The sequence below is a fragment of the Bradyrhizobium sp. 62B genome (assembly GCF_030272265.2).
Taxonomy (GTDB): Bacteria; Pseudomonadota; Alphaproteobacteria; order Rhizobiales; family Xanthobacteraceae; genus Bradyrhizobium.
In genome coordinates, this window is sequence record NZ_CP092841.2 from 4,845,546 (window position 1) to 4,872,224 (window position 26,679).

A 26,679-nucleotide genomic window follows, 5' to 3' on the forward strand; every position below is an offset into this window, starting at 1 on the left:
GCTCCTGCAAGCTCATCGTTTCAGTTGCGCACCGACGGCGTCTCGACCGGCAGACCGATGCCGCGCCAGGCCACATAGAGCTCGAGCGCGAGAAACTCGTCCGAGAGCGGCTTGAACGGCTCGGCGCGCACGTCGAACATGCAGCCTTCGAAACGCTCATGCAGCGGCACCAGGCGCTGGTCGCGCAGCCGGTAGGTCGGAAAGCCGTTGGTCTGGCCCTGGCTGAGGAAATCGGCGCGCATGAACTTGCCGTTGTTGCGCTCGTGGCAGGATTCGCAGGCGAGGTCGAGCTGGCCGTAGCGCGTATAATAGATCTGCTTGCCGCGCTCGAACCAGGGCGACATCGGCCCGTCGGTCTTCACCGAGACCTTCATGCCGTGCGACTGATAGCGCACGAACGTCGTCATGTCAGTCAGCTCGCGGGACTTGAACTTCCAGGGCTCGGCCTTCATCTGCTCGCTCCGGCAGATGTTGATGCGCTGCTCGAGATTGACCGGCTTCTTCAACTTGTCGTCCCATTTCGGCATGGCGGCGCCGACGCCCTTCATGCTGGTCTCGGCCTCGCCGTGGCAGCTCATGCAGGACTTGCCCTCGCTGCCCTCGGCCTTTTTCCAGGCATCCGCCGCGCGTTCCACGGCGAGGAAGCCCGGATTTTCGAGATCGTCGTCCTGCAGCGCGCGGGTCTCCTTGCTGCGGAACTCGTAGCCGGAGATGATGGTCTTGAAGACGTGGCCGGGCGGCGCCGCGATGCCCTTGCGCTCGGTTTCCTCTGCGTAGGCGAGCGTCGCAACCGATGCGGCGGCCACGATCGCAGCGGCCAAAGCAAGATATCGTGGCGCCATTCGAGTCTCCCTCAATGCGCGATGCGCATCATGCCTTGAGCGCGATCTTCTCTTCGGCCGTGATCACCGTGCCGTCGTCATCCGTCCAGGAGAACTTGAACGTGCCGGCCTCGTCGATCCTGGCGTCGAACTGGACGTAGGGATTGGCCGAGATCGCCGGCTCCAGCGCGCAGGAGAACACCGGCTTGCCGTTGAACTCGCACGCGAACTTGTTGATGATCTTGCGCGGAATGGCCTTGCCCTGCGCATCCTTGCGCTGGCCCGATTCCATGACATGCGAGACCAGGGTCTTGATCTGGATGACCTCGCCCTTGGCGGCTTCCTTGGGAAGCTTGATGCGCGGTTTGTCTGCCATCTGTTTTCTCCTGACGCCCTTAGCCGCCGCAGCCGCCGATAGTGACCTTGACGGTCTTCTGCTCGGTGAACAGCGAGCCGTCGCTCATCTTCGCGATCGCCACCACGTTCTGCGTGGACGCGAGCCGGATCCGGATCGAGGCTTCCGCCTTGCCAGACAAGGGGGTGAACGAGAGCGTCGCCACGCCCGCATTCGGGTTGCCGTCCGCGATGATCAGGACGTCCTTGACGTAGGCCTCCGCGGTCATCGGGCTCTCGATGTTGATCGACAGCGGAACGGTGTTGCCGTTCTCCGCGATCTCCGGCAGGTCGAGCGAGATCTTGCCCTTGGCCGGCTGCTTGCCGCCGGTGAACTTCTCGATCCACTTCGCCGCATCGTTCGTCACTTCGGCATCGGCCGCCATCGGCATCAGCGTCAGCACGACGAAGCCGCCCCCGAGCGCAAATGCCTGCCGTCGATTGATCGCCTTCATTCCTGATCCTCCTCGCCGTCAGTTCAGCGTCTTGAGAAAAGCGATGACGTCCTCGACCTGCGCGGCCGTCAAAATGGATTTGCCGACGAATTCCGGTCGCACCCGGCTCAGGCCTTCGTTCCTGAAGAACGCCGGCATGACCGTGTTGGTGAAGATGCGCTTGGGGTCGGCGACGATGAGGCGCAATTGCGCCTCGCTGTAGCGGCCGGCGACACCGTCGAGCGACGGACCGAACTCGCCGTGAAATTCCTGGGACTTCAGGCTGGTGACCTGGTGGCAGGCCAGGCAATTGCCGAGCGTGCGCGTCAGAAACACCTTCTTGCCGGCGGCGGCATCGCCGGGCGCACCGGTCAGGGATTTCGGCAGGGAGTCGTCGACGATATCGAGCTTGATCGGCTCTTTGACAGCCTCTTGCGCGAGACCACCTCCGGCGGACAGACAAAGTGCAAACGCAGCCGCAAGCGAGCGCCGCATGTTTCCTACCCTTATCGCGGGTGACGCCCGCCTTCGATCCCGACGGACTCACGGTCCATCAAATTCAGTTATTATGATATGTTCATGTGATCGGCGCGGCGTCAAGCGAAATTCGAAAGACGTCTGCGCTCAGCCGTTCGCGGCCAGGAAATCACGGAATGAGCCGCGCTCATAAGCACGCTCGCGCACGAAGCGGAACATCGCCAGGAAGTGCGGCGGCTTGAGATAACCGGGGGCCCGCGCCACCTCGCGCGCCATCGCGTCCTTCACGTCGAGGCCGTCGGCGGACGGCGGAAAGAACTGAAAGGTCGGCGTGAACCTGATGCCGTATTTGCGGGCGAGATCCTTTTCGGCCAATTCCTCGCGGTCGAAATCGGTCACCTTGCGCGAGCCGATCAAATTGAGCTGCAACACCTCGAAATTGTCACGGATATAGCTCGCGATGCCGGCATCGGCGAAGTTCACCAGATGTGTCTCGCGGCAATAGGGGCAGCCGCGCAGCTCCCACATGATGGCGAGGCGCTTGCCGCCCGCCGCCGCGCTCTCCAGGTTCTCGCGCAGATCGAGGAAGCTCTGCAAGAACCAGGGCTCGTGATAGAGCCCGTCTTCTCCGACCGTGGGCTCTGCGGCCGCAGCGCGGCGGCCGGCGAAGGCCGTGCCCACAGCGAGTGCAAGGAGGCCGCGCCGCGTCGGCAGAAGCGATAGCGGGGCATGGTGCGTCGGAATATCTTGCGCAATGCTCATTTTCATTATGATATTCGAATACACGAATGTGACAAGGAGTTCCGATCTTGCGTTGCACCATCGTGCTGCTGGCGTGGCTGGCCTCGAACACGCTTGCGCTCGGCGCGGAGACCGGCAAGCGTGCCGAATTTGCATCGGCGATGGCGCCGGTCATGGCCAATCTTCGCACGGCCGCGAGCTATGCGCGCACCGGCAACGTCGCGCTGGCGCAGATCGAGACGGACGAGGCCGTCACCCGGTGGAGGCGGTTCGCGCAAGACAGCTCCCTGCCAGCCGAATTGGCGGGATTTCTCGCGCGGGGGCGCGACCGGCTCACGGCGATCACGGGCGCGCTGGACCGCGGCGACAATGTCGCCGCCGGCCGCGAGCTGCTGGCGCTTCGACAGGCTCTCCACGCACTGAGGCAAGATGCTGGCCTCTACGATCTCGGCGATTGCATCTTCGAGATCGCGCCCGCCATGGAGAGGTTGCGGGTCGCAGCCGTCAGATTCGGCGAGCAGCCGGCGCCAGCGAACGCCGAGGAGACGGTCGCGGACGCAAGCGCGTTCCGCGATCGGCTTCAACGCTGCAACGAACAGGCAAATGGCGAGATCGCCGCTCAGGGCGAATTCCGCCGCCTGATCGATGGCGCCATCGCCAGCAGCGGCGAGATCGCCCATGCCGCGAAGGCCGGCGACGGCCCCCTCGTGCATCGCTACCTCATCGAGCTGCAGTCCTTCGCCCAGTTGCTCGACTTCCGCTACGGCTAGCCTCAGCCGATGCTGGTCAAAGCAGGGAAATGCTCGAGCAGCCATTCCGAGACCGCAGGCATCAACCCGGTCAGGAACATCAAGCCGGTCGCAACCAGGAAGACGCCCATCGTCTTCTCGATCAGGCCGAGATGCCGGCGCATGCGGCCCAGCGCTGTGATGAAGCGGCCGGTGAAGGCCGCTGCGATCAGGAAGGGAATGCCGGTCCCGACCGAATAGGCGAGCAGCAGCAGCGCCCCTCGCCCGGTCGTGTCCTCCGAGCCCGCCATCAGCAACACCGCGGCGAGGATAGGGCCCGCGCAGGGCGTCCAGCCGAACGCAAATGCCAGGCCCATGACGAAGGCCCCCGCCACGCCGGCCGGACGGTTGTCGACCTGAACGGTCGCGCTGCGATATAGCAGCGGAATCCTGAGCAGCCCGATAAAATGCAGGCCCATGACGATGATCAGCCCGCCCGCGACGATGCCGAGCGTCGACAGATGCGCGGAGACGAAGCGCCCCGCGATCGAGGCGGTCGAGCCGAGCGCGACGAAGACCAGCGAAAAACCCGCCACGAAGGACAGCGCGGAGACCAGGATGCGGGGCCGCAGATCCGGCCTGTCGCCGGACATATCCGTGACGGAGACGCCGGCCATGTAGCACAGGAAGGGCGGGACCAGCGGCAGGATGCAGGGCGACAGAAACGACAACAGGCCCGCGACGAAGGCCGCACCCAGCGTGACGTCCAAGGTCATTTCCGCCCCATCCCTAGCACATATACGAATTTAATGATATAAAGCGCCAGGCACGTTTGCAATGCAAGCCCGTCAGGCAATCCAGAAGACCGGTCACGCAGCATGACAAGAACCATCGTTTTGCTCGCCCTCGCCTTCGGACTGGCGCTGCCGGCGACCGCCTCGCGCGCCGCCGAGCTCGTCATGTTCGAACGGGCCGGTTGCGCCTGGTGCGCGCGCTTCAACGCCGAGATCGCGCCGATCTACGGCAAGACCTGGGAAAGCCGGACCGCACCGCTGCGCCGGGTCGACCTGAACGGCCCCCTTCCCGCCGATCTCGCCGGAATCGATCCGGGTGCCTTCACGCCGACTTTCGTCGTGGTACAAGAGGGCCGCGAGATCGGACGCATTCGCGGCTATCCGGGGGATGCCTTCTTCTTCGGCCTCTTGGACCGAATCCTGTCAAATGCGGGTTCGGAACCCGAGAGGTCGTGATTGGTCTTGCGGATTTTGGTGAGAGGAACTTGACGCGATGCCGTTGCCGAAGCTGAAGGAGATTGAAGGCTCCGCCGAACTCGAGCAGATGATCGAGAAGGCGCGCGAGGCCAGCGACATGCTCAAGGCGCTGTCGCATGAATCCCGCTTGCTGCTGCTTTGCATCCTCGCCGAGGGCGAGAAGTCGGTGACTGAGCTCGAGCAATTCCTCGGCGAGCGGCAATCCACGGTATCCCAGCAGCTCGCGCGGCTGAGGCTCGACCGTCTGGTCACCACGCGCCGCGACGGCAAGACCATCTACTACAGCCTCGCCAACGAGGACGTCCGCAAGATCCTGACCGCCGTCTACGACGTGTTCTGCGAGCCGGTGCGCCGGCGGCGCAGGTAATTGTCCGCTCTGGATTTCCACAACCCTCCGGCGCAAACTGCCGGAAGGAAGAATGAACATCCCCGGGAGGAATGCTGAACCCCTCGACCATAGCGTTCGCATGCGGGCTTGCGGCCGGCGCCATGCTCGGTGTCGCGGGTCGCGCGGGACGATTTTGCACACTGGCGATGCTCGAGGATGCGTTCTTCGGAGCGGATCTGCGCCGGCTGAAATCCTTTGCGCTGGCTGCGGCCGTGGCGCTGCTCGCGACCCAGGCGCTCGCCGAGTTCGGCATCATCGACCTGTCGCGGTCGATCTACCTGACGCCGTCGATCGGACTTGGCGGTGCGATTCTGGGCGGGCTGACGTTCGGCATCGGCATGGCGCTGGTCGGCACCTGCGGCTTCGGCACGTTGGTCCGTGTCGGCGGCGGAGACCTCAGGGCCATCGTGGTCTTTCTCGTGCTCGGCCTCTCGGCGCTCGCGACCATGCGCGGGATCACGGGCATGTTGCGCATGACGCTGATCGAACCGTTGTCTCTCCGGCTCTCCGAGGGCAATAACCAGACGCTGACCTCGCTGCTGGGCGCGGGAGGCGCGGCCCGCGCGCTCCTCGTCGTGTCGATCGCCGCGGCGCTTGCCTTCTGGGCGCTTGCCGACGGCAGGCTGGTCCGATCGCCTCGGCTGCTGGCCTCCGGCCTTGCCGTCGGCTGCGCGGTCGCATTCGGCTGGTTCGCGACCGGATGGCTCGCCGATGACGAATTCGATCCCGCCCGCGTCTCGTCGCTCAGTTTCGTCGCACCGCTCGGCGACAGCATCCTCTACATCGCGACCTTCTCCGGGGCGCGGCTGAATTTCGGCATCGGCTCCGTCGCCGGCGTCGTTGCCGGCTCGTTCGCCGCAGCGATGCTCGCGCGCGGCTTCCGTTGGGAGGCCTGCGACGACGCGCGCGAACTGAAGCGTCACATGACCGGGGCGCTGCTGATGGGCATCGGGGGCGTCATGTCGATGGGGTGCACGATCGGCCAGGGATTGACGGCGTTCTCGACGCTCGCCGTCTCGGCGCCGATCACCCTGCTGGCGATCGCCTGCGGAGCCCGGCTCGGGCTCGAGTTCACGATGACCGGCGAGTGGTGGCCGGCGCTGCGCAGGCTGTTCGGCGCCTCGACGTAGCCAAAACGCCGCGATCCTCGCGAATCGCAAGCCGCGTTGAACATCCCAAAACTGTCCTGAATAGCGATCTGCCTTACCCCTGAGGTAATCGAATTGGCCACCGGCCCGGCGCATCTTCTGTTGCAACAGGAGATGACCATGATCGCGCTGCTGCTCTACCGGATCCTCGCCGACCACCTTGTTCCCTGGGCCGTGACGTTCGCGACCCGCATGCTGGCGCGCAGCCTCAACATGCCCGAGCCGCTGGTGCATTCGACCGGCGATTACGTGGTCGCACAGGTCATCGCCTTCGAGCACGGCGTCGGCAAGAGCCTCTGTCCGTTCCGCCTCGCCCGCCTGCTCCGCGCCCGCTGGCGCGGATGGCGCTGAGTGCCCCCCAGCCCCCAAGCAAGGAGACCTACGATGATCGACGCTTCCACCTTCCTGCGCCGCGCCCTGCTCGCAGATAGCATCTTCAGCGGCGTTGCCGCGCTCGGCTTCAGCTTCGGCGCGGGCGCGTTCGCAGCTCTGTTCAATCTGCCGGAAGCGCTGCTGCGCGAGACCGGCCTGTTCCTGATTGTCTACGCCGCGCTGGTCGGCTGGCTGGCCTCGCGCGCCTCGGTGGCGAAGGCGCTGGTACTGCTGGTCGTGGTCGGCAATGCGGCCTGGACCGTCGGCAGCATCGCCCTGCTGCTCTCAGGCGCGGTGTCGCCGAATCTCGCCGGCGAACTCATGGTCGTCGCGCAGGCGATCGCGACCGGCGTGTTCGCAGAGCTGCAATATGTGGGACTGCGCAGGAGCGAGCGCGTAGCGGCGGCGTGAGGCCTCTCGTGTCCCGGACGCGCTGCAACGCTTTCGGCGTTGCGGCGCGTCGCCAAGAGGCGCTGCGCTGCGTCCGGGGCACGAGAGCAGAGGCTAGGCCCGCGCGCGACCGTTCGCCTTCACAACGGCATGACCGTTGAGCTTCTTCTTTTTGGCGGCCTTGCTCTTCGAAGCCTTCGCGAGCACGTTCTTCGCCACCACTTTCTTCGCCTTGCGCGCCTTCACCTTGGCGGCTTCCGCCCGTGCCTCGGCGCGCAGCTTCTTGCGCTTCTTCTCGCAGGACTCGCATTTGCAGCCGATCGGCTTCAGATAGGCTTTGAAATAGTCGGTGCCGTAATCGTAGTTGATCTCGTCGCCGGGCTCGATGTTCCTGATGGCGCGGATGAACACCTTGCGCTCGCGCGGCCTGACGTCGGACTCGGCGTTGGGCCGGCAGGAATGATTGATGTAGCGGGCGAGATTCTTGCGCACCGAGCCGTCGATGGTCCAGCGGCCGTTGAGCTCGAACAGGTATTTGTTCTCGATGTCGTCCTGCTCGGGAATCCGCGAATCCAGGATCGGTCCGAAATAGCGGATGATCCGGGTACCCTTCTTGATTGGCTTGGTGGCGAAGAGGCCGAGCCCGGTTTTGGAACGGCCGACGCGATAGGATTTGCTGGAAGCGATGGCTGGCATGATCAAGAGAAATGAGGACGCGAACGAGGCACGATGCCTCAGGCGAAGCCGCTCTTCTAGAACGATTCCGCGCCGCTGTCAGGTATATCCCAGGCCTGTTTGAACCTTGCCCACAATGAAGACGTCAGACGGTACGGAGTTCCCGTATCATCAAGACCCCATGATGAAGCACATCACCCGCCTTGGCCTCGCTGCCCTGATGATTTGCATCGGCCTGAGCAGCGCCGACGCCCAATCGGTGGGCAGCACGTACACCTCGACCGCGCCGAAGGATTGCCGGCAGATCGGCAAGCCCAGCGAGCTCGACGGCAGCACGACGCGCCTCTGTCCGGGCAAGAACGGCTTCCTGGTGCTGATTGCCGAGGACGATCTCCGCGAAATCGTCTCGGTCGGCCGCAATCGCAAGCAAGCGGCCGAGGAACCTGCCGCCAAGGTCTGGTTCGCCCCGTTCAATTCGTCGGAGACCACGATCGAGTGGCGCGCAATGGGCGCAAAGCCGTTTGCGATCATCCAGCGCTGGCACATCGCCGACAACACGGATCCCGACAAGCAGGGGCGGCCCAACACCAAGGCCATGCTGGTCGTGACCCGGCTGCCGCCGGGCCCGGTCTGCCACGTCGCCTATGTCGATGCGATCGCCAATCCCACCGCCAACGAGCTGGCGCGCAAGGCCGCGGACGATTTCGCCCGCAGCTTCACTTGCGGCAAGGACGAGGTGAAGATCATCGGCACGCGCGGCCGCGCGGTCGAGCTTGCGACGATGCGCTAGGCTCTCGCCTTGGCGCGCCGATAGCGCGCCAGCAGCCGCTCGCCCTTCGCGGCAATGCGCCGTGCCGCCGCCACCGTCTTCGGAACCGGCTCGCCCCAGGCATGGGCCGACAGCGCGTGCCGGGTCGGCTGCCCCTTCCCATCGACCAACGGCGGCAGTTTCGCGCGGCCATAGAAGCGAACGGCCCAGCTGCCTTTGCGTCGCATCTCCTGCGGCGTCATCTCTGATTCTGGCTTGGTGACACCCGGCCGCAAATGAGCGCCCTGCTTGCGGGCGAACGCCTTGCGGCCCGCTGCGGTCAGACCGCCGCGCGGATCCTTTTCGCGCGCGGATGCGCGGCGCTTCCGGGACTTGGCCTTCTTCGCGTTGCGCTTGCGGGTCTTCTTCGCGGATGTCGTCGACTTTGCCTTTGATGCCTTCGACTTTGACGTTTTCTTGGAGCTCTTCTTCTTGGAGGACTTCTTCTTTCTTGCCATGCGCATGTTGTCCACGAGGTTGGGATAGCGGCGGCCGGCGCGGCGGGCGCCGGCTTTCGCCGCTGATTTCTGCGCGGGACTGAGATGCTTGGAGGCCTTGCCGGCCCGCTTGCGGGGATTTGAGCGTTTCCAGGGAGCGCGCGTCGATTTTGCCATGCGGCGTCAACGCCTGACCACCGCAAGAGTTGCGCTCGCTCCTGATGATCAGGAGCCGAGCGGCTTCGCGGCGATAGGCGCGGTCAGCATCGCCTCGAGCAGGCGTTCGGCCGTCGTTCCCTCGGGCAGCCGCTCCAGGATATCCTTGAGGCGCCCATCGAGCAGCAGCGTGGTGAAGCCGTGCACCATCGACCAGGCGCGCGCGATCGCGGCGCCCTGGTTCAGCGTCAGCGCATCCTCGCTGATCTGCTCCTGCCGCATCGCGCCGATGGCATTCGCCAGGCCGGCAAACGAGGCTTCAGCCGCCTCGTGCAGCGAGGGTCTGGAATAATCAAGCCGCTCGGTGCGAAACATGATGCCGTACATCCCGGGATGAGCCTGCGCATAGGCGACATAGGCTTTCGGCCGCGCCAGGGCGCGTTCGAGCGGCGTGCCGGCAGCGTCAGAGGACGAGGCCATCGCGGCATTGAACTGACGGAAACCGACGGCCGCAAGTTCGCTGAGCAGGCCAGTGAGATCGCCGAAATGATGGGTGGGCGCGGCGTGCGAAACGCCCGCCTCGCGTGCCACCGCACGCAATGTGAGGCCCGCGAGCCCGTCGCGTTCCAGCACCCGTTCGGCGGCCTGGAGCAGCGCATCGCGCAGGGCGCCGTGATGATACGGCGTCTCGGCCTTCGCGCTCGCCGTGCGGCGCGAGGTGCGCGATGCCGCGGTCGACGTCGTTCGTCTGGGGGCGCGCGAGCTTCGCGCGGTTTCGCTCTTGGTGTCGGTCTTCGTCATTTACAAGCTATATGACGCAATATTGACAGTGTAAAGATTTCACTTGACCGGAATGGCAAGTGGCGCTATCTGATCTTTACGATGTAAAGATAGGGAGGATATGCCGTGCAGCACGACGCCATCGCCGAGCGCCGCAACAATATCGCGCCGATCCCGTTCGAAGCGGACGCGCCATTCCTGCCGGTCATCGGCGAATTGCCGCGCGATCTGAACGGGGTGCTCTATCGCAACGGTCCCAATCCGCAGTTCTCTTCGCCGGGCGCGCATTGGTTCGTGGGCGACGGCATGTTGCACGCCTTCCATCTCGAGAACGGCCGCGCCAGCTACCGCAACCGCTGGGTCCGAACGCCGAAATGGCTTGCCGAGCACGATGCCGGCCGCGCTTTGTTCGGCGGCTTCGGCCGCAAGCTGCCCGATGCCCCGGCGGATCTCACCGACGGCGGCGTCGCCAACACCAACATCGTCTTCCATGCCGGCAAGCTGCTGGCGCTGGAAGAGGCGCATCTGCCGACCGAGATCGAGCCGGGCACGCTGGCGACGCGCGGCTATCACAATTATCAGGGCCGCGTCGCCGGCAGCTTCACCGCGCATCCGAAGATCGACCCCGTCACCGGCGAGCTCGTGTTCTTCGGCTACAACGCCGCGGGTCCGTTGACGCCCGCCCTCTCCTACGGCTCGATCGACGCCTCCGGCAAGGCGACGCGCTTCGAACGCTTCGAGGCGCCCTATGCCAGCATGGTGCACGACTTCATCGTCACCGCGAATCATTTGCTGTTTCCGATCCTGCCGATCACCGGCAGCATGGAGCGCGCCATGAGCGGACGGCCGCCCTACGCCTGGGAGCCGGACAAGGGCGCCTATGTCGGGGTGATGAAGCGCAACGGCACGGCCAAGGACATCGTCTGGTTCCGCGGTGAAGCCTGCTACGTCTTCCACGTCATGAATGCGTGGGAGGACGACAACCGAATCGTCGCGGACGTCATGCAGTTCGAGGAAGCGCCGCTGTTTCCGCATCCCGATGGACGGCCGACCGATCCGGAGAAGTCGCGCGCCCGGCACTGCCGCTGGACCTTCGACCTCTCGGGCAATACCGATCGCTTCCAGCAGACCTACCTCGACGATCTCACCGGCGAATTCCCGCGCATCGACGACCGCCGCGCCGGGCTGAAGAACCGTCACGGCTGGTACGCCTGCGCCAATCCGAAACTGCCGATGTTCGGCGCGCTCGCCGGCGTCGTCCATGTCGACGGCAACGGCAGGCGGCTCGGCCATTATCTGCTGCCCGCCGGCGACACCATCTCCGAGCCTGTGTTCGTCGAGCGCTCGAAGGATGCGAGCGAGGGCGATGGCTGGCTGCTCGCGGTGGTCTGGCGCGCGCGCGAGAACCGCAGCGACCTCGCGGTGTTCAACGCCACCGATGTCGAAGCGGGCCCCGTCGCGCTGGTGCAGCTCGGCCATCGCGTGCCCGACGGGTTTCACGGCAATTGGGTGGGCGCGCAGTAACGCCCGTCATGCCGCGGCGCGCCATTTGGCGCGCCCGGAGCCACAGCACGGTCGTGTCACGAAGAGGTCCTATGCAGATGCCCTCAATCACCGCAGACTTCCTCGCCATCCTCGCCCTGATCTGCGCCGCGCTAGCACTCGAGGTGGCCCATCTGCGGCGGAGCGGCCAGGTCATTTTCAACGGCGGCATCCTGCTCGCCCTCGGCCTCGCGATCATCTGCGCGCTGCCTCTTCTGTCGGGACTGCCCTGGGCGGAATTGGCTAACGAGGCATTCGACCAAGTCGTTGCAACGTTTCAGCTTTTGCACATTGCCTACGTCATTTTGACACTGTAAAGATTTTGCTTGACCCCGCGCCGCGCCTGAATTATTTATCTTTACATCGTAAAGATCGGCCTTACCGAGGTGGCCATGGCGATTTTCCTGATTCTCGCGCCCTACGGCGCCTACACGTTCCTGATGCTGGTGACCTCGGCCACGGTGAGCGTGTTCGCGGCCTCCGCGATCTGCCTCACCACCGTCGCGATCGATGTGGCACGCGGCCGCTCGGTGAAGACCCTGGCCGCAGGGTCGGCGGTCGTATTCGCCGCCATCGGGCTCTATCTCGCACTGCTCGATCCGCAGTTCGGCACGCTCGGCGTCAAGCTGTCGGTTGATATCGGCATCTTCATCATCTCGCTCGGCTCGATGCTGATGCGCCGCCCCTTCACGCTGCAATATGCGCTGGAAGCGGTGCCGGCCGAGACCGCGGCGATGCCCGGCTTTCTCTATGCCAATTACGTCATCACCGGCGCCTGGACGGCGGCGGCGCTGTTGATGGCGGCCGCCAATCTGGTGCTGCTCTACGTCCCCGGCCTGCCGCTCTGGTCCAGCCTTGCCGTCGCCTTCGCCGCCCGCAACAGCGCGATCTACTTCACACAGTGGTATCCCGAGTATCGCCAGATCAAGTACGGTACGCCCGCCCGCGCATTGCCCAACGCCCGCTGAACAGGATTGACGATGAAGGACGTATTCGCCCGCCTCGCCTCCGACCTCTTCTCCGCCATCCTCTTCCTGGTCATCTATCTCGTCACCGACAACGTCATCCTGGCAACCTCGGTGGCGATCGCCGGCGCGGTCGCGCAGGTGATCCACGCCCGCATCAAAGGGCAGCAACTCAATTACATGACCTATGCGAGCCTCGCGCTCGTCGTTGGCCTCGGCACGATCACGCTGCTGACCAACGATCCTCGCTTCATGATGGCAAAGCCCTCGATCGCGCATTTCGCGATCGGCGCGATCATGCTCAAGCGCGGCTGGATGCTGCGCTACATGCCGCCGCTGGTCGTCGAGACCGTTCCGGAATATGTGACGGCCGCGGGCTATGCCTGGGCGGTGCTGATGTTCGTGATCGGCGCCGGCATGATCGTGGTCGCCTCCACCGGCGATCTGAAGCTGTGGGCGTTCTACCTCACGGTGGTCGCGGGCGGCGCCAAGATCCTCGCCTTTGCCGTGCAGTACGTTGTGCTCCGGCTCGTCGTCACCAGCCGCCGGCGGGCTGCCGCCCGCGCCTAAATGCCCTATTCAAGGGTTAGGCAGGAACTGCGAGTTGGGCTATAGGCTCGCTCGGGACTGGCCGCGGATCGTCGCGGTCCGCCGGGATTTGTTCGGGAGACGGGAATGGCCGTAGACGGCAACTGGAATCTGACCATGACGACGCCGATGGGCGAGCGCCAGGCGACGCTGAGCCTGAAGGCGGCGGGCGGCACACTCACGGGCACGCAGGGTGCGGAAGGTAATACCACCGAGATTTTCGACGGCACCGTCTCTGGCGACAACGTCTCCTGGAAGGTCTCGATCGACAAGCCCATGCCGCTCACGCTCGAATTCACCGGCACCGTCTCCGGCGACAGCATCAACGGCGAGATGGGCATCGGCCCGATGGGCAGCTTCCCGTTCACGGGCGCCCGCGCCTAACGCATCGCGTTGAATGACCATGCGTGCGCTCCGTTTCGTCGCGGCAACGATCCTGTGCGTCGTGACGCAAGCGGCGCGTGCGGACGACACCGAACCGGCGTGGCGCGCAAGCGCGCTCGCCCTGGTGCCGGCGGGCTACGTCGCAGGCCACGCCTATCGTACTGAAGGTGCAACCGGTTACCTCGCCGTCTATCCCGCGACATCGAACGATCCAAAGACACCGGCCAGCGTGTTCGCCGCGCGTCAGGCCCTCGTCGTCACGCTGACCCCAGATGCGACGCGCGCGGTCTCGGCCGAATTGAAGCCGCGCGCCGAGCCGGCCCCTGACGACGACGACACCGATTTCGCCAAGCTGCATGCCGATCTCGCCGCAAAGCGCTCAACACTGCCCGAGGGCACCGAGCCCTGCAGTCTCGGCGCCTGGTCCATCGACAAGGATGCGAGCGGCCTCAATGTGCGTGCCGAGCCATCGGTGCAAGCGCGCGTGCTCGGCACGTTGCCGCCGCCTTATATGCTGAAGCTCGGCGGCGCCGAGAACACGCCCGACGGCGGCTGGCTCACCGAATTCCGCATCATCGGTTTCAAGAGCGGCTGGTTCCTGATCGAAGGTGCCAAGCCTCCGGGCAAGGACTACGAGGACGAGAAGCGATATCCGCGCAGCGCACCAAAGCCCTATGCCGGTCGCGGCTGGGTCGCGTCCAACAAGGTCGGCGCGAACTACGCCAATGGCGGCACGCGCGCCGGCGGCCTGTTTCAGGCGCCCTTCGTCGACGCCAAATGGATGCCGGCCCAGCGCGAGCTCGGCGGCCCGATCGACGGTGACGGCGGGCCGAAGCGCCTCTTCGCCTGCAGCGGATATTGGGGCCTCGTCGAGAGCCACGACGGCGTGCGCGGCTGGTGGCGCGCGCTGTGCTCCAACCAGGTCACGAACTGCAGCTGAGCGGGTAAATCTCGTGTCCCGGACGCGATGCAGCGCGTCGCAGAGCCGGGACCCATGCCGCCACGTGGACCCCGGATCAGCAGCGCATCATTCCATGCTACGCAGCGTCCGGGGAAGGTCACCTCAGCCCAGATTCAACTCCTTGAAGAAGTCGTTGCCCTTGTCGTCGATGATGATGAACGCCGGGAAGTCGACGACCTCGATGCGCCAGATCGCTTCCATGCCGAGCTCGGGATATTCGAGCACCTCGACCTTTTTGATGCAGTGCTCAGCGAGGTTCGCCGCGGCGCCGCCGATCGAGCCGAGATAGAAGCCGCCATATTTCTTGCAGGCCTCGCGCACGGCGGGCGCGCGGTTGCCCTTGGCGACCATCACCATCGAGCCGCCCGCGGCCTGGAACTGGTCGACGAAGGAATCCATGCGGCCTGCGGTGGTCGGACCGAACGCACCGGAGGCGTAGCCCTCGGGCGTCTTGGCGGGGCCGGCGTAGTAGACCGGATGGTTCTTGAAGTAATCCGGCAGCGGCTCGCCCTTCTCCAGCCGCTCGCGCAGCTTGGCGTGCGCGCTATCGCGCGCGACGATCATGGTGCCGGTCATCGAGACGCGCGTCTTGATCGGGTGCTTCGAGAACGTCGCCAGGATGTCCTTCATCGGCTGGTTGAGGTCGATCTTGACGACCTCGCCGCCGAGCGACTGCTCGACCTCAGGCAGATATTGCGCTGGGTTATGCTCGAGCTCTTCGAGATAGACGCCGTCCCTGGTGATCTTGCCGAGCACCTGGCGGTCGGCCGAGCAGGACACGCCAAGCCCGATGGGAAGCGATGCGCCATGGCGCGGCATGCGGATCACGCGCACGTCGTGGCAGAAATACTTGCCGCCGAACTGCGCACCGACGCCGAGCGACTGCGTCATCTTATGGATCTCCTGCTCCATCTCGACGTCGCGGAAGGCGTTGCCGTCGGGCGAGCCGTGGGTCGGGAGCGCATCGAGATAGCGAGCGGAAGCGAGCTTCACCGTCTTCATGCAGAGCTCGGCCGAGGTGCCGCCGATCACGATCGCGAGGTGATAGGGCGGGCACGCCGCGGTGCCCAGCGTCAGGATCTTCTCCTTCAGGAACGCGAGCAGCCGATCCTTGGTCAGCACCGAGGGCGTGGCCTGGAACAGGAAGCTCTTGTTGGCGGAGCCGCCGCCCTTCGCCATGAACATGAACTTGTAGGCATCATCGCCCTCGGCGTAGATCTCGCACTGCGCAGGCATGTTGTTGGCGGTGTTCTTCTCCTCATACATCGAGAGCGGCGCGACCTGCGAGTAGCGCAGATTGCGGCGGAGGTACGCATCACGCGCACCTTCCGACAGCGCCGCCTCGTCGTCACCGTCGGTGATGACGTTGCAGCCCTTCTTGCCCATGATGATCGCGGTGCCGGTGTCCTGGCACATCGGCAGCACGCCGCCGGCCGCGATATTGGCGTTCTTCAAGAAGTCCAGCGCGACGAACTTGTCGTTGGGGCTCGCCTCGCCGTCCTCCAGGATGGCGCGGAGCTGCTTCAGATGGCCGGGCCGCAGGTAATGGTTGATGTCGCCGAAGGCCGCCTCCGACAGCGCCCGCAGCGCCTCGCGCGATACCACCAGCATGTCCTTGCCCAGGACCTTCTCGACCCGGACGCCCTCGGTCGTGATCTTCTTGTAGGGCGTCTCGTCCTTGCCCAGCGGAAACAGCGGGGTGTGCTTGTAGGGCGGGACGGGCTTGGACTGGTCGGGAAAGGCGGTGGGAGCGTTCATGGGCGAATCCAGGGGGTTTGGGGCCACGCGCAGGCCCTCGCGTAGAAGCGTTCTAAGCCCATTTTGGACGGAAAAGGAAGGGACTGGTGTGCATGAGACAGGGCGGCCAGGGCTCGGGAAAGCATTGGCGCAGCACGTGGAAAGCCCAGATCCCACTCTTGCGCTTCGCGGCCGCCGACGCTTGAATGCGCGCCCTAAGGGGCTTTTCATCATGACATTGAACTTGAACGTCCGCGGCGCGATCCTCCTCGCCGCCGCCATCACCGGCCTTGTGACCCTCACCTCGCCCGCGCGCGCCGATCGCTGCGACGACAGCGCCAAGGAGCTGGCGAACCAGGTCGACCGCCTGAAGGTGAATTTCCGGGCCGCCAACGTCGTCTATCTCACGCATCCGGCTGCCAAAGAGCTGTCCGTCGGCTGCCGCGGCGACAAATATTCGATCGAGCTCTACGCCAAGGGCGATCGCAAGCCGAAGCCCGAGTTCTATACGCTGGTGGGGTCGATGGCCGCGATCGTCTTCACCGTGACCAAGGACGACACCACGACGGGCGCGACACGCTGCCTGAAGCGGATGGGCCTGCTCCGCGGCGACAAGGTCACCATGCGCTACCGGCGCCTCAACATGGAATGCACGCGCACCAAGTCGGACGCGTCGATCGCGATCACGCGCGGCAAGGACGAATAGAAGGGGCACGGCCGCTCGTTCCGCATGCTGGCGGCGCACGCATCGCGGCGCCGCTCGCCATACACTCCGTCATTGCGAGCGTAGCGAAGCAATCCAGAAATCTCTCCGCCGACGGACACTGGATTGCTTCGTCGCAAGAGCTCCTCGCAATGACGGGGAGAGGCTCGTCGTGTGGGTTTGGCACCGCGCGGATGCGACGCAAACACGGCCCTCCCCCGCACCAATTGCCTCGCATTTTAACGATTGGCTTGAAGGAATTTTCGCTCCTCACGGCGCAGGTTCAATTGTTTCCATGTGTGAGGATTTGCGGATGAAGGTTTCTACCGTAGCACCGCCGCCGATCGCGATCGTGGTTCCGAGCTACGACACGACCAAGCAGCAGGACGACCAGACCAAGACCAAGGACGCCGACCCGACCTACAAGCCGCAGCCGCCCGCGCCGCTGCCGCCGGGTCAGGGCACGCGGATCGATCAGCTCGCCTGATCGATCCCCCCGCGGGCGGATCGCCCGGTCCGATCGATCAGACCTGTTTCGCATCCAGCCGCATCTTTGCCGGATAGCGGAATCAATATCGTGCGCGGCCAGCCCGGGACCTGCGCATGATCGCAACTGCAACTGCCCGAACACGGTCTTCGCCGCCACGGCGGCGCGGCTGCTCGCGTTCGCGCGAGAGTTGCACTTGCCCTGGATACTCCCCGCCGCGGCGACCTTCCCTTGGCGCACGATGGGCTCGCAAACCGCCGCCTTTCGAATCGGCGCACGCCTTCAAGTGTGATCCGGCTCATCAAGTTTCCGCATTCGGCGTGCTCATCTGCGAGGCCGATCGAGTCCATCCCAACGTCTGGTGGGCAAGCGTCTGTGGGACAAGCCAATGGAACTGAATGAAAAGCTGCTGTCGCTAGTGGCGGACATCTACGATGCAGCGCTTGACGATTCGCGATGGTCCACGACACTTGCAGGTATTGTCGACCTGGCGGGCGGCCAGAGCGGCGGGCTGGTCCGGATCGGAGCTGCCGGCGAGGCCGCGATCTCGCATGCCGTCGGCGTCGACCCCGCCTATATTCAGTCCTACATCGGGACCTACGAGCCATTCGATCCGTCGCGCGGCGTGCTCCACGCACCGGTCGGCCAGATCCAGACCATCAGGGACTGGATCGACGTCGACGAATTCCGGACCACCATGTTCTACAACGAATGGACGCGGCCGCAGGGCCTCGAAGACGCCGCCAATATCCTGCTCGACAAATCGGCCGAGGGAATATCCCGCCTCTCGATCATGAAGGCCGGTGGTCCTGTCGATCGCAGGATGTACCAGGTGATCTCCCACCTCACGCCGCACGTGCAGCGAGCCATGCTGGTCAGGCAGAAGCTGCAGCAGCAGAATGAGCAGGAGACGAATTCGGTCAGCACCCTCGACGCCCTGCGAACCGCCGTGCTGCTGCTCGATGCAGAGGGGCATATCACGCACGCCAATGCGAGCGCGCGCGACTTCCTGGGCGAGGGCGAAATCCTTCGGTCGGTTCGTGGCCGGCTGGTGACAAACGACATGAATGTCGATCGCGTGCTGCGGCAGGCGCTGGCGGGCACGGTGGTCGGAGACCGGGCGATAACGAGCGCGAGCATCTCGCTGCATATGACCGCCCGCGACGGCTCGCATTATGTCGGACATCTCCTGCCGCTGACCGCCGGCCGCCGGCAAAGATTCGGCGCCAGCTACGATGCCTGCGCCGTGCTGTTCGTCAGCAAGGCAGCACTCGATACGATCGTCGCGCCCGACCTCATCCGCAAGCTGTTCAAGCTGACGCCGACCGAACTGCGGGTCTTCCTGGCCATTGTCGAGATCGGCGGGGTGCCGGACGTGGCCAGGAGCATGGGCATCGCCGAAACGACCATCAAGACCCATCTTGCACGGATCTTCGTCAAGACCGGAACCAAACGGCAGGCGGATCTGGTTCGGCTCATCGCGGCCTTTACACCGCCGATCAAGGTCTGACACCCGGACGAGATCGACCATGATCGCCAGACTGCTGCTGCAGAACACGATCACCACCGTCGCGATGGGCGCGCTGCTGTTCGCATCCGCAGGGACCTTGCGCTGGCCCGCAGCCTGGGCGTTCCTCGCGACATGCATCCTGCTCGGCCCGCTCTGCGGCTGGTGGCTGCACCGGATCGATCCGGCGCTGCTCGCCGAGCGTCTGCGACCACTTCTGCAAAAGGATCAGCCCGCCGCCGACAAGGTGTTCATGGGCGCCCTCATCGTTGCGATGCTGGCCTGGCTGGTGCTGATCGGCATCGACCGGCGCGTTGAAGGGTCCGACATGCCGGTCGCGTTGCAGGCAGCCGGCGTCGCGCTGTTCCTGCTGTCGACGCTGTTCACGCTGTGGGTCTTTCGCGAGAACTCGTTCGCCGCCCCCGTGGTGAAGCTGCAAGCCGAGCGCGCACAACGCGTGATCTCGACTGGGCCCTACGCCCATGTGCGTCATCCCATGTATAGCGGCATGGTGCTGTTCTTCACCGGGTTGCCGCTGCTGCTGGGCTCGTGGTGGGGACTCGCGATGGTCCCGGTCTTCATCGCCTTGTTCGCGATCCGTATCGGCATCGAGGAACGCATCCTGCGCGACGGCCTGCCGGGCTATGCCGACTACGCGGCCCGGGTGCGCTATCGCCTGGTGCCGGGCGTCTGGTGAAGGCCCACTGCACAGAAAATCGTGCCACCTCCTCCGATCGACTGACGTCGCGGCCAGCGAGCCCCGCTAAGGGAACCCGCACCTTTGTGACGGAGACGCGACGATGTTCTGCAAGCCCCCCTGCCCCGACGAGCACGACCTCTCTCCCGTCCCCGATGACGAGCGATCCGGACCGGAGCGTTCACGGACGCTCCCCGGCCACGACGCGTTCGGGCGACTGATCGCGCCCGAAGCGGCCGGTCCGGAACGGAGGCTGCCGCCAGTCTTCGTCCGGACCGGCTAATTATCCAGCTCGCGATACCGGCGGAAGATGCCCTGCTCGTTGAAGGGAATGCGGCGAGGGCTTGCGAGATAGGCCTTGATGTTCGGCCGCGCGGCGATCCGATCGTGCAGGCCGAGCAGGCCCGGAATGTCTGTCTCGAACGCCTTCATGCGCTTGGGAAAGGCATAGCGCAGCCCCGCGACGATCTGGAACAGCGAGAGGTCGACATAGGTCAGCCTCCGGCCGGTGACATAGGCGCCGCCATTGGCCGCGAGAAGCTGCTCGAAATAGCCGAGATATTTCGGCACGCGCTCGTCCCAGAAATCGGCCGTGCGCTTCTTCGCCGGCGGCTTCTGGTCCTCGTAATAGAGCGAGGGTCCGAGCGGATGATGGGTGTCGTGAATCTCGACCACGAGGTCGGTGATGGTGAGCTGGAGCTGATGCACCCAGAGCTTTCCTGCCTCCGTCTTCGGTGCGAGTCCGTGTCGGCTACCGAGATAGAGCAGGATATTGGCGGTCTGGCCGATGACGAGCTTGCCCGCTTTCAGGAATGGCGGCGCAAAGGGCGGCGTGCCCTTCTGCGCGTCCATCATCTTCATCATCGCAGCCGTGCCGCGCGCTCCCCGCGCGACATCGACGTAAGCCGCACTCGCCTCCTCCAGCGCCAGCCGCACATATTCGCCGCGGCCCTGGATCTCGGGCCAGTAATAGAGTTCGTATTTCATGGGAGGGGTCCGTGAGCTTGGATGCTAGCGGACCAATGTAACATGCGGCCTCGGGTTCCGTCAGAGTGTGATGGAACCCTCTCGCAGCCCACTCGCCATTGCGAGCGCAGCGAAGCAATCCGGAGTGTCTCTGCGGAACGACTCTGGATTGCTTCGTTGCATCTGCGCAAAATTGCTACGCAATTTTGTCGCTGAGCTCCTCGCAATGACGCGTGGAGAGAGCTCAGCCCTCAATTCGCAGCGAAACAATACAGCAGCCCGTCGCCGCCGGTGCTCTTCAGATCGGCCTGCGAGCAGCCGCCGTCGGGGCCGCGCGAGGGGTGCGAGCTGTTCCAGGATTTCGACGGTTCGTCATCGCGCAAGCCTAGACGATCGGCGTGGCCAACGATCGCCGCACCTTGCGTGCTCGATGTCCAGTTCTTGCAGGTCTTGTCGTCGCCGGCGGCGAACGCGGTGCCGTCGGGCTGCGTTCCCGTCAGGATGTCATGCCGGTTCGGCGTGTCGCCGCGACCGTTGGTGACCTCGCCCTTCTCGGTGAGGGCGGTCTGCTTGGTGAGGTTGTTGGCGGGGCCGTGCAGGTCGGCCACGTCCTTGGCGATCACCGCGCCCTTCGCGTTCTGCCACGGTCCCTTGCCGATGCGGTCCTTGGCATTGACGGCCGGCTTGCCGTCGGCGGCCTGCGCCGAGAGATAAGCGCGCCAGGTTTTGGCTGCTGCGCCGGAGGCCTGCGCGAGCCTCGTACAGTGCGCGTCGGCTCCCTCGAGGCCGCCGAGATCGGCGCCCTTGCCCGGGCCGCTGGAGGTCACGAAGAACGTCATGTCGGCCGATTGCGCCTGCGCAGTTGGCGCCGCCGCCAAGGCCAGCACCAGCGCGAGCCCTGAAATCGTCACGGATCTCTCGATACGAATCATCTTGTCCTCCCAATCGTGTTTGTCGTTGGCCGCCTGAATTTCAACCCAAGTCGCATCCGCTTATTCCAATGCCGCGTGAAGCGCCCAAAGAAAAAGGGCGCCGTGCGGCAAGCACGACGCCCTTCTCGTCTCGATCGCGTTGCGATCAGTTGGTCTGCTGGATCGCCGACAATTCCCAGCCGCTGCCGGGCCGGCGGGCGAACGTCCAGACCTCGGTGACTTCGCCCGGCTGTTCGCTGCCGGCGACGACCGTGCCGCTGTTGCGGTCCAGCGTCTTGTCGGTGAGCGCGAAGCGCAGCGCCACCGTGGCGTAATCGGTCTCGCCTTCGCGCCAGGCTTCGGCAAGGTCGCCCTGCAGCAGCTTGACGTTGGTCACCTTGTTGACGACGTTGCGCGCGCGGTTCTGGGCGAGGTCCTGCTCGAAATAGGAGACCATCTCCGGCGTCGCGAGCGTGTGCAGCTTGGCCACGTCCTCGTTCGACCAGGCGGTCTGGATCTCGCCGAGCAGGCGCTCGAACGCTTCATAGTCGTCCGGCTTGATCTCGAGCGGCGCGTTGTTGGCATTGGCGCCGAAGCCGAAGCCGCCGAGACCACCGCCAAGGCCGCCACCGAGACCGCTGCGCTGGTTCGGCTGCGGTCCTGAAGCTGCGCCTGCGTCGGCATTGGCATAGGCCGCCTGCGGCGAGTGACGTCGCTGCCACCAGGACATCGCCAGCCGCACCACCAGCACCACCAGCACGATCTGGATGATCAGGCCCAGGATCGAGGACAGACCGCCGAGGCCGCCAAACAGGCCGCCGCCGAACAGCATGCCGAGCAGGCCGGCGCCCAGGAAGCCGGCCGCAAGGCCGCCCATGAAGCCGCCGGCGCGGCCGCCGAACAGGCCGCCACGCGCGGGCGCGGACGCAGCCGAGTTCATGCCTGCACCCGGCTGGGTGTAGGTGCGGTTGAATTGCGAGGCCGAGCCCGGCGCCGTGGAGGTCGAGGGCGGTGCCGAAAAGGTGCGCGAGCCGCGTGAGCCCGACGAGCCGCCGCCGCCGACGCGCGCGTCGGCGGACGAAATGACGAGCGCTGTCGGCAGCGCAAGCGCCAGCATGACGGCGAGCGTCTTGAAGAGATTGCGGGATCGTAGCGAGAAATTCATGTGCGTTTCCCAAATCCCCGGCATGGGGACGTGCCCCTAAGATGGGCAGACTTCCCAAAAAGTGAAGTGTGTTTGGGAACTTGCGGCTGCGGCCCTCAGTCGCGGGGATGTGGCAAAAGCCCATATTTGGCGGGGGCTTGGTCGGGTGGCGAGGGAACCGTGGTCACCGGCTACCGGCGGTTTCGGGGGGAGATTTCCACCCTTTCCCCCTCATTGCGAGCTTCTCGCGAAACCTCACCCCTGCTTCGTCATCGTCTCCTTCACCGCCGCCACGAGCTGGCTGAGCGTGAACGGTTTCGGCAGGAAGTCGAACTGCTGGCCCTCGGGCAGGCTCTTCTCGAAGGCGTCCTCGGCATAGCCGGAGACGAAGATGAACTTGATGTCGGGGTTCTTTTCCCGCATCGCCTTCAGGAGCGTCGGGCCGTCCATCTCGGGCATGACGACGTCGGAGACGACGAGATCGATCCCGCCGCTCTGCTCCTCCAGCATCTCCATGGCTTCGACGCCGTTCTCGGCCTCGACCACGGTATAGCCGCGCGAGCGCAGGCCACGTGCGTTCAGCGCGCGCAGGCCCTCTTCGTCCTCGACCAGCAGGATGGTGCCCTGCCCCGTGAGATCGGTGCGCGGCTTGGCCTCGACGGCCACAGCTTCCTTCGCGGCGCCATTCGTCGCGGTGGCAACGGCCGGCTGCTCGACCTGCACCTCCGGCTCGGCGTGATGGCGCGGCAGGAAGATGTGGAACGAGGTGCCCTGCCCCGGCTCGGAATCCACGTAGATGAAACCGCCGGTCTGCTTGACGATGCCGTAGACCGTCGAGAGGCCAAGGCCGGTGCCTTTGCCCACTTCCTTGGTCGAGAAGAACGGCTCGAAAATCTTGTCGCGGATATCGGCGGGAATGCCGGTGCCGGTGTCGGCGACCTCGATCCGCACATAATCCGCGGCCGGCATGCCCTTGTAGGCGAGCTTGCCCGCGTCCTCGGTGGTGACGTTGGCGGTGCGGATGATCAGCTTGCCGCCGTCGGGCATGGCGTCGCGCGCGTTCACCGCGAGGTTGACGATCACCTGCTCGAATTGGGAGACGTCGACCTTCACCGGCCAGAGATCGCGGCCGTGGACGAGGTCGAGCTTGACCTTCTCGCCGATCAGCCGGCGCAGCAGCATGGTGAGATCGGAGAGCGCGTCGCCGAGATCGAGCACCTGCGGCCGCAGCGTCTGCCGCCGCGAGAACGCCAGCAGCTGCCGCACCAGCGTCGCGGCGCGCGTCGCGTTCTGCTTGATCTGCATGATGTCCTGGAACGACGGGTCGGTCGGCTTGTGCGCGTTCAGCAGGAAGTCGTTCGCCATCATGATGGCGGACAGCACGTTGTTGAAGTCGTGGGCGATGCCGCCGGCGAGCTGGCCGACCGTCTCCATCTTCTGCGACTGGTTGATCTGGTTCTCCAGCGCGCGCCGCTCGGTGGTCTCGAGCATGTGCACAATGGCGGCTTCCGTCTCGTTCTCGGCGGAATCGACCGGCGTGACGAAGAACTGGCCCCAGCGCTCCTTAGTCCCTTCCAGCGCCACCTCGACCGGCGCGATGTCGGCCTGGCCTTCGGCGGCCTGGTTGATGGCGGCGATCAGGAGATGCCGGTCGCGCGAATTGACCGCGCGGAAGATCGACTTGGAGGCGCTGTCGAGCCCCAGCGCCTGGCCGAGCTTGGCATAGCGCGCATTGGCCCGCACGACGTTGCCGCCGCGGTCGACGGTCGCGATCGCCATCGGCGTGTGGTCGAAGAAGCGCATGAAGCGCACTTCGGCGGCGCGATCGGGGTCGCTGCGCTCGTCGCGGGCGCGGCTGATGACCAGCGTGCGCGAGGGGCCCGGCGCGCCGTCGGCGCCGAAGGCGAGCTTGTGATAGAGCCGCACCGGCATGGTCTTGCCGGTGCGCATGCGCAGGTCGATGTCGAAGACTTCCGTCTTCACCTCGCCCGGCACCGCCACGATCGAGGTCAGCAGCGAGGCGCCGTCGCCGGAGACGATGTCGGTCAGCTTCAGGCCGCCCGAGCCGATCTCGGCGAGGTCGTAGTCGAGCCAGTTCGCCAGCGTCGCGTTGACATAAGCAAGCTCCCCGGCCGGATTGACCGAGAAGAAGCCGCACGGGGCATGATCGAGATATTCGATGGCGTGTTGCAGCTCCTGGAACACGTCTTCCTGGCGCTCGCGATCACGGGTGATGTCGGCGATCGACCATACCGCGTATTTGGACTCACGCTTGCCGGTGCCAAGCGGGCGCACCCGCATGCGCAGCCAGCGGCCCTGGCTGCCGTCCTGGCCGGAGATGCGCACCTCCTCCTGCTGACGCTTGCCTTCGCGGGCCGCTTTCAGCAGACGGAACACGGCTTCGGAAACGTCGGGATTGCCGATGAAGACGCGTTCCACCGGGCGCACGTCCTGCGGGCCGGCGGCGCCGGTCAGCGTCAGATAGGCTGCATTGGAATAGACCACGTGGCCGCGGGCATCGGTGACCGCCAACCCGTCGAATCCATGATCGGCGATCCGGCCCACCACGGGATCATCGAGATTGCGGTCGGCGAAGCGGATGATGCCGGCGGCGAAGGCGAACAGGTTGAACAGGCCGACCATCGCCAGCACGGCGAGGATGCCGAGGATATAGGGCTGCGCCTGCGCGCGGCCGAGCGTCATCAGCCCGACGGCGACGGCGACGAGGCCGGCGGCCACCAGCAGCACCAGCGCAATGCTGCCCGAGCGCTGCGACGGCTCGTGCGCCGCAACGGGCTCGCGTGTGAGGTCGTGGTCGGTCTCGGCGGTCATCTCAAGCTGGCGCGGCCTGTCGGCAGAGAATCAACGCGCCACGGGGCGCATGGGGTCCTCCCTGCCTGAATCGGACCCCGAGGTGCAAGGGCAGCGGGAGCGAAAGGTAAGCTGATTCCCAGATTACAGCCATTTCCGGACCTTTTCGGGTGTTTTAGCCGCGTCCGGCACGGAATCCCTGCTTCAGCCGCATGACGTAACCGATCACCTCGGCGACCGCGTGATAGTGCTCGGTCGGGATTTCCTGGTCGATCTCGACGGTAGCGTAGAGCGCGCGGGCCAGCGGCACGTTCTCCACGATCGGGATGTCGTGTGCGCGCGCGATCTCCCGGATCTTGAAGGCGAGGTTGTCGACGCCCTTGGCGACGCAGATCGGCGCCGACATGCCGCGCTCGTAGGACAGCGCGATCGAATAGTGGGTCGGGTTGGTGATGATCACCGAGGCCTTGGGAACCGCCGCCATCATGCGCTTCTTGGAGCGCTGCTGCCGCAACTGCCTAAGCTTGCCCTTGATGTGCGGATCGCCTTCGGACTGCTTGAATTCTTCCTTGATCTCCTGGAGCGACATCTTCTGCCGCTGGAACCAGCTGCGATACTGGAAGAAATAATCGGCGATGGCGACGACCGCGAGCGCCGCGACCACAGCGCCGAGCAGATGAATGGTCATGCTGGTGCTGGCGCCGAGCATGGCGGCCGGATCGAGCCTGACCATCGCCTCCATGCGATGCCGCTCCGGCCAAAGGATCATGGTCATGACCACGCCGAGCAGCACCAGCTTGCCGATGCCCTTGAGAAAATTGGCCGCCGCCTGCTTGCCGAAGATGCGCTTGAAGCCGGCGCCGGGCGAGATCTTGCTGAACTTCGGCGTCAGGGATTCGGTCGACCAGACCAGGCGGTGCTGGAGCATGTTGCCGGCGACCGCCGCCAGCATCAGCATCAACAGCGGCACGCCGATCGCCGCGAGAATGGCGAATTCGATGTGCTGCATCAGCGCCAGCAGCGCCTTGCCGTCGGTCTTGATCATCCAGGAATTGGCGAGCAGATTGCGCATCGGCGCCAGCAGCCCGCTGCCCACCGAACCCGAGAAGGTCGAGACCACGAGCGTGCCGCCCGCCATCATGAACCAGGTGTTGATCTCCTGGCTCTTGGCAACGTCGCCGCGCTCGAGCGCATCGTCCAGACGCTTTTGTGTCGGGTCTTCTGTTTGACTCTCTGGATCGTTGTCTTCCGCCATCG

General features: G+C 65.2%; 32 protein-coding genes. 17 read left to right on the forward strand and 15 right to left on the reverse strand.

Annotated elements, in window-relative coordinates:
• Positions 1-20 precede the first annotated feature (20 nt).
• The 5 genes from soxA to ML401_RS23170 form a co-directional block, all read right to left on the reverse strand.
• Complete coding sequence (gene soxA / locus ML401_RS23150; RefSeq protein WP_285807027.1) at positions 21-842, reverse strand: sulfur oxidation c-type cytochrome SoxA; 822 nt, start codon at positions 840-842, stop codon at positions 21-23.
• Between the two features lie 28 nt (positions 843-870).
• Positions 871-1,197 carry a thiosulfate oxidation carrier complex protein SoxZ gene (soxZ, locus tag ML401_RS23155; protein ID WP_212068235.1) on the reverse strand — a complete coding sequence of 109 codons (327 nt, stop codon included), beginning with the start codon at positions 1,195-1,197 and terminating at the stop codon, positions 871-873.
• A gap of 19 nt (positions 1,198-1,216) precedes the next feature.
• Positions 1,217-1,669, reverse strand: a complete 453-nt coding sequence (soxY, locus tag ML401_RS23160) for a thiosulfate oxidation carrier protein SoxY (protein WP_285807028.1) — start codon at positions 1,667-1,669, stop codon at positions 1,217-1,219.
• An 18-nt stretch (positions 1,670-1,687) separates the two neighbouring features.
• Positions 1,688-2,143 (reverse strand): sulfur oxidation c-type cytochrome SoxX, encoded by a 456-nt coding sequence (gene soxX, locus ML401_RS23165; RefSeq protein WP_211418904.1) that lies wholly within the window; start codon positions 2,141-2,143, stop codon positions 1,688-1,690.
• Positions 2,144-2,272: 129 nt separating this feature from the next.
• Positions 2,273-2,893 (reverse strand): thioredoxin family protein, encoded by a 621-nt coding sequence (locus ML401_RS23170; protein WP_285807029.1) that lies wholly within the window; start codon positions 2,891-2,893, stop codon positions 2,273-2,275.
• Positions 2,894-2,934: 41 nt separating this feature from the next.
• Between ML401_RS23170 and ML401_RS23175 the strand changes: the two genes are divergently transcribed.
• Entirely contained in the window at positions 2,935-3,636 is a 702-nt protein-coding gene (locus ML401_RS23175; protein WP_285807030.1) for a hypothetical protein, read from the forward strand.
• A gap of 2 nt (positions 3,637-3,638) precedes the next feature.
• Here ML401_RS23175 and ML401_RS23180 read toward each other — a convergent pair whose 3' ends face one another.
• Complete coding sequence (locus tag ML401_RS23180) at positions 3,639-4,370, reverse strand: cytochrome c biogenesis CcdA family protein (RefSeq protein ID WP_285807031.1); 732 nt, start codon at positions 4,368-4,370, stop codon at positions 3,639-3,641.
• Between the two features lie 102 nt (positions 4,371-4,472).
• Between ML401_RS23180 and ML401_RS23185 the strand changes: the two genes are divergently transcribed.
• From ML401_RS23185 to ML401_RS23205, 5 genes are all read left to right on the forward strand, one after another.
• Positions 4,473-4,844: a thioredoxin gene (locus tag ML401_RS23185; protein ID WP_285807032.1), complete on the forward strand. Its 372-nt coding sequence runs from the start codon at positions 4,473-4,475 to the stop codon at positions 4,842-4,844.
• Between the two features lie 37 nt (positions 4,845-4,881).
• Entirely contained in the window at positions 4,882-5,232 is a 351-nt protein-coding gene (locus tag ML401_RS23190) for a metalloregulator ArsR/SmtB family transcription factor (protein ID WP_024337386.1), read from the forward strand.
• A 71-nt stretch (positions 5,233-5,303) separates the two neighbouring features.
• The gene (locus ML401_RS23195) at positions 5,304-6,383 is read left to right on the forward strand and encodes a YeeE/YedE family protein (RefSeq protein ID WP_285807034.1); all 1,080 of its coding nucleotides are present in this window, start codon (positions 5,304-5,306) and stop codon (positions 6,381-6,383) included.
• A 138-nt stretch (positions 6,384-6,521) separates the two neighbouring features.
• Entirely contained in the window at positions 6,522-6,752 is a 231-nt protein-coding gene (locus tag ML401_RS23200) for a hypothetical protein (RefSeq protein ID WP_259214082.1), read from the forward strand.
• Between the two features lie 33 nt (positions 6,753-6,785).
• A complete protein-coding gene (locus ML401_RS23205) occupies positions 6,786-7,184 on the forward strand; it encodes a hypothetical protein (protein WP_259214084.1) in 399 nt (132 codons plus the stop codon).
• A gap of 93 nt (positions 7,185-7,277) precedes the next feature.
• On the opposite strand, the gene ML401_RS23210 is transcribed toward ML401_RS23205, so the two are convergent.
• Positions 7,278-7,859 carry an SET domain-containing protein gene (locus tag ML401_RS23210; RefSeq protein ID WP_212068242.1) on the reverse strand — a complete coding sequence of 194 codons (582 nt, stop codon included), beginning with the start codon at positions 7,857-7,859 and terminating at the stop codon, positions 7,278-7,280.
• 163 nt (positions 7,860-8,022) lie between these two features.
• Between ML401_RS23210 and ML401_RS23215 the strand changes: the two genes are divergently transcribed.
• Positions 8,023-8,628, forward strand: coding sequence for a hypothetical protein (locus ML401_RS23215; protein ID WP_259215064.1), 606 nt, complete (start codon positions 8,023-8,025; stop codon positions 8,626-8,628).
• On the opposite strand, the gene ML401_RS23220 is transcribed toward ML401_RS23215, so the two are convergent.
• Both ML401_RS23220 and ML401_RS23225 read right to left on the reverse strand, forming a co-directional pair.
• Complete coding sequence (locus tag ML401_RS23220; RefSeq protein ID WP_285807035.1) at positions 8,625-9,260, reverse strand: DUF6321 domain-containing protein; 636 nt, start codon at positions 9,258-9,260, stop codon at positions 8,625-8,627. The genes ML401_RS23215 and ML401_RS23220 overlap by 4 nt on opposite strands.
• Positions 9,261-9,308: 48 nt before the next feature.
• Positions 9,309-10,040, reverse strand: coding sequence for a TetR/AcrR family transcriptional regulator (locus ML401_RS23225; protein WP_285807037.1), 732 nt, complete (start codon positions 10,038-10,040; stop codon positions 9,309-9,311).
• A 105-nt stretch (positions 10,041-10,145) separates the two neighbouring features.
• On the opposite strand from ML401_RS23225, the gene ML401_RS23230 reads away from it, so the two are divergent.
• The 6 genes from ML401_RS23230 (at position 10,146) to ML401_RS23255 (ending at position 14,438) form a co-directional block, all read left to right on the forward strand.
• Positions 10,146-11,543, forward strand: a complete 1,398-nt coding sequence (locus ML401_RS23230) for a carotenoid oxygenase family protein (RefSeq protein ID WP_285807038.1) — start codon at positions 10,146-10,148, stop codon at positions 11,541-11,543.
• Positions 11,544-11,614: 71 nt separating this feature from the next.
• Complete coding sequence (locus ML401_RS23235; protein ID WP_285807039.1) at positions 11,615-11,878, forward strand: hypothetical protein; 264 nt, start codon at positions 11,615-11,617, stop codon at positions 11,876-11,878.
• A 75-nt stretch (positions 11,879-11,953) separates the two neighbouring features.
• Positions 11,954-12,529 (forward strand): hypothetical protein, encoded by a 576-nt coding sequence (locus ML401_RS23240; protein ID WP_285807040.1) that lies wholly within the window; start codon positions 11,954-11,956, stop codon positions 12,527-12,529.
• 12 nt (positions 12,530-12,541) lie between these two features.
• Entirely contained in the window at positions 12,542-13,096 is a 555-nt protein-coding gene (locus ML401_RS23245; protein WP_285807041.1) for an inner membrane-spanning protein YciB, read from the forward strand.
• A 105-nt stretch (positions 13,097-13,201) separates the two neighbouring features.
• Positions 13,202-13,498, forward strand: a complete 297-nt coding sequence (locus ML401_RS23250; protein ID WP_194403213.1) for a hypothetical protein — start codon at positions 13,202-13,204, stop codon at positions 13,496-13,498.
• 19 nt (positions 13,499-13,517) lie between these two features.
• Entirely contained in the window at positions 13,518-14,438 is a 921-nt protein-coding gene (locus ML401_RS23255) for an SH3 domain-containing protein (RefSeq protein WP_285807042.1), read from the forward strand.
• Between the two features lie 123 nt (positions 14,439-14,561).
• Here ML401_RS23255 and ML401_RS23260 read toward each other — a convergent pair whose 3' ends face one another.
• A complete protein-coding gene (locus ML401_RS23260) occupies positions 14,562-16,217 on the reverse strand; it encodes a fumarate hydratase (RefSeq protein ID WP_211418890.1) in 1,656 nt (551 codons plus the stop codon).
• 211 nt (positions 16,218-16,428) lie between these two features.
• On the opposite strand from ML401_RS23260, the gene ML401_RS23265 reads away from it, so the two are divergent.
• From ML401_RS23265 to ML401_RS23280, 4 genes are all read left to right on the forward strand, one after another.
• Positions 16,429-16,902 carry a hypothetical protein gene (locus tag ML401_RS23265; RefSeq protein WP_285807044.1) on the forward strand — a complete coding sequence of 158 codons (474 nt, stop codon included), beginning with the start codon at positions 16,429-16,431 and terminating at the stop codon, positions 16,900-16,902.
• Between the two features lie 310 nt (positions 16,903-17,212).
• Positions 17,213-17,386 (forward strand): hypothetical protein, encoded by a 174-nt coding sequence (locus ML401_RS23270; RefSeq protein ID WP_018321873.1) that lies wholly within the window; start codon positions 17,213-17,215, stop codon positions 17,384-17,386.
• Between the two features lie 388 nt (positions 17,387-17,774).
• A complete protein-coding gene (locus tag ML401_RS23275) occupies positions 17,775-18,896 on the forward strand; it encodes a helix-turn-helix transcriptional regulator (protein ID WP_285807045.1) in 1,122 nt (373 codons plus the stop codon).
• A gap of 19 nt (positions 18,897-18,915) precedes the next feature.
• The gene (locus tag ML401_RS23280) at positions 18,916-19,590 is read left to right on the forward strand and encodes an isoprenylcysteine carboxylmethyltransferase family protein (protein ID WP_285807046.1); all 675 of its coding nucleotides are present in this window, start codon (positions 18,916-18,918) and stop codon (positions 19,588-19,590) included.
• A 279-nt stretch (positions 19,591-19,869) separates the two neighbouring features.
• Here the strand turns inward: ML401_RS23280 and ML401_RS23285 are convergent, their stop codons facing one another.
• From ML401_RS23285 to flhB, 5 genes are all read right to left on the reverse strand, one after another.
• The gene (locus ML401_RS23285; RefSeq protein WP_285807047.1) at positions 19,870-20,577 is read right to left on the reverse strand and encodes a glutathione S-transferase; all 708 of its coding nucleotides are present in this window, start codon (positions 20,575-20,577) and stop codon (positions 19,870-19,872) included.
• A 230-nt stretch (positions 20,578-20,807) separates the two neighbouring features.
• Positions 20,808-21,488: a lectin gene (locus tag ML401_RS23290; RefSeq protein ID WP_285807048.1), complete on the reverse strand. Its 681-nt coding sequence runs from the start codon at positions 21,486-21,488 to the stop codon at positions 20,808-20,810.
• Between the two features lie 145 nt (positions 21,489-21,633).
• Positions 21,634-22,656 carry a Tim44 domain-containing protein gene (locus tag ML401_RS23295; protein ID WP_211418884.1) on the reverse strand — a complete coding sequence of 341 codons (1,023 nt, stop codon included), beginning with the start codon at positions 22,654-22,656 and terminating at the stop codon, positions 21,634-21,636.
• A 210-nt stretch (positions 22,657-22,866) separates the two neighbouring features.
• Positions 22,867-25,443 carry a cell cycle histidine kinase CckA gene (cckA, locus tag ML401_RS23300; protein WP_194403221.1) on the reverse strand — a complete coding sequence of 859 codons (2,577 nt, stop codon included), beginning with the start codon at positions 25,441-25,443 and terminating at the stop codon, positions 22,867-22,869.
• A gap of 154 nt (positions 25,444-25,597) precedes the next feature.
• The gene (gene flhB, locus ML401_RS23305; protein WP_211418883.1) at positions 25,598-26,677 is read right to left on the reverse strand and encodes a flagellar biosynthesis protein FlhB; all 1,080 of its coding nucleotides are present in this window, start codon (positions 26,675-26,677) and stop codon (positions 25,598-25,600) included.
• Positions 26,678-26,679: the final 2 nt, after the last annotated feature.

Coding starts and splice junctions, on each gene's coding strand:
- ML401_RS23255 (WP_285807042.1), top strand. CDS start 13,518: ATGCGTGCGCTCCGTTTCGTCGCGGCAACGATCCTGTGCGTCGTGACG.
- cckA (WP_194403221.1), bottom strand. CDS start 25,443: ATGACCGCCGAGACCGACCACGACCTCACACGCGAGCCCGTTGCGGCG.
- ML401_RS23280 (WP_285807046.1), top strand. CDS start 18,916: ATGATCGCCAGACTGCTGCTGCAGAACACGATCACCACCGTCGCGATG.
- ML401_RS23290 (WP_285807048.1), bottom strand. CDS start 21,488: ATGATTCGTATCGAGAGATCCGTGACGATTTCAGGGCTCGCGCTGGTG.
- ML401_RS23170 (WP_285807029.1), bottom strand. CDS start 2,893: ATGAAAATGAGCATTGCGCAAGATATTCCGACGCACCATGCCCCGCTA.
- flhB (WP_211418883.1), bottom strand. CDS start 26,677: ATGGCGGAAGACAACGATCCAGAGAGTCAAACAGAAGACCCGACACAA.
- ML401_RS23260 (WP_211418890.1), bottom strand. CDS start 16,217: ATGAACGCTCCCACCGCCTTTCCCGACCAGTCCAAGCCCGTCCCGCCC.
- ML401_RS23240 (WP_285807040.1), top strand. CDS start 11,954: ATGGCGATTTTCCTGATTCTCGCGCCCTACGGCGCCTACACGTTCCTG.
- ML401_RS23250 (WP_194403213.1), top strand. CDS start 13,202: ATGGCCGTAGACGGCAACTGGAATCTGACCATGACGACGCCGATGGGC.
- ML401_RS23210 (WP_212068242.1), bottom strand. CDS start 7,859: ATGCCAGCCATCGCTTCCAGCAAATCCTATCGCGTCGGCCGTTCCAAA.
- ML401_RS23225 (WP_285807037.1), bottom strand. CDS start 10,040: ATGACGAAGACCGACACCAAGAGCGAAACCGCGCGAAGCTCGCGCGCC.
- ML401_RS23285 (WP_285807047.1), bottom strand. CDS start 20,577: ATGAAATACGAACTCTATTACTGGCCCGAGATCCAGGGCCGCGGCGAA.
- soxX (WP_211418904.1), bottom strand. CDS start 2,143: ATGCGGCGCTCGCTTGCGGCTGCGTTTGCACTTTGTCTGTCCGCCGGA.
- ML401_RS23190 (WP_024337386.1), top strand. CDS start 4,882: ATGCCGTTGCCGAAGCTGAAGGAGATTGAAGGCTCCGCCGAACTCGAG.
- soxZ (WP_212068235.1), bottom strand. CDS start 1,197: ATGGCAGACAAACCGCGCATCAAGCTTCCCAAGGAAGCCGCCAAGGGC.
- ML401_RS23180 (WP_285807031.1), bottom strand. CDS start 4,370: ATGACCTTGGACGTCACGCTGGGTGCGGCCTTCGTCGCGGGCCTGTTG.
- ML401_RS23270 (WP_018321873.1), top strand. CDS start 17,213: ATGAAGGTTTCTACCGTAGCACCGCCGCCGATCGCGATCGTGGTTCCG.
- ML401_RS23245 (WP_285807041.1), top strand. CDS start 12,542: ATGAAGGACGTATTCGCCCGCCTCGCCTCCGACCTCTTCTCCGCCATC.
- ML401_RS23265 (WP_285807044.1), top strand. CDS start 16,429: ATGACATTGAACTTGAACGTCCGCGGCGCGATCCTCCTCGCCGCCGCC.
- ML401_RS23200 (WP_259214082.1), top strand. CDS start 6,522: ATGATCGCGCTGCTGCTCTACCGGATCCTCGCCGACCACCTTGTTCCC.
- ML401_RS23295 (WP_211418884.1), bottom strand. CDS start 22,656: ATGCCGGGGATTTGGGAAACGCACATGAATTTCTCGCTACGATCCCGC.
- ML401_RS23205 (WP_259214084.1), top strand. CDS start 6,786: ATGATCGACGCTTCCACCTTCCTGCGCCGCGCCCTGCTCGCAGATAGC.
- ML401_RS23235 (WP_285807039.1), top strand. CDS start 11,615: ATGCAGATGCCCTCAATCACCGCAGACTTCCTCGCCATCCTCGCCCTG.
- ML401_RS23185 (WP_285807032.1), top strand. CDS start 4,473: ATGACAAGAACCATCGTTTTGCTCGCCCTCGCCTTCGGACTGGCGCTG.
- ML401_RS23275 (WP_285807045.1), top strand. CDS start 17,775: ATGGAACTGAATGAAAAGCTGCTGTCGCTAGTGGCGGACATCTACGAT.
- soxA (WP_285807027.1), bottom strand. CDS start 842: ATGGCGCCACGATATCTTGCTTTGGCCGCTGCGATCGTGGCCGCCGCA.
- ML401_RS23195 (WP_285807034.1), top strand. CDS start 5,304: ATGCTGAACCCCTCGACCATAGCGTTCGCATGCGGGCTTGCGGCCGGC.
- ML401_RS23220 (WP_285807035.1), bottom strand. CDS start 9,260: ATGGCAAAATCGACGCGCGCTCCCTGGAAACGCTCAAATCCCCGCAAG.
- ML401_RS23215 (WP_259215064.1), top strand. CDS start 8,023: ATGAAGCACATCACCCGCCTTGGCCTCGCTGCCCTGATGATTTGCATC.
- soxY (WP_285807028.1), bottom strand. CDS start 1,669: ATGAAGGCGATCAATCGACGGCAGGCATTTGCGCTCGGGGGCGGCTTC.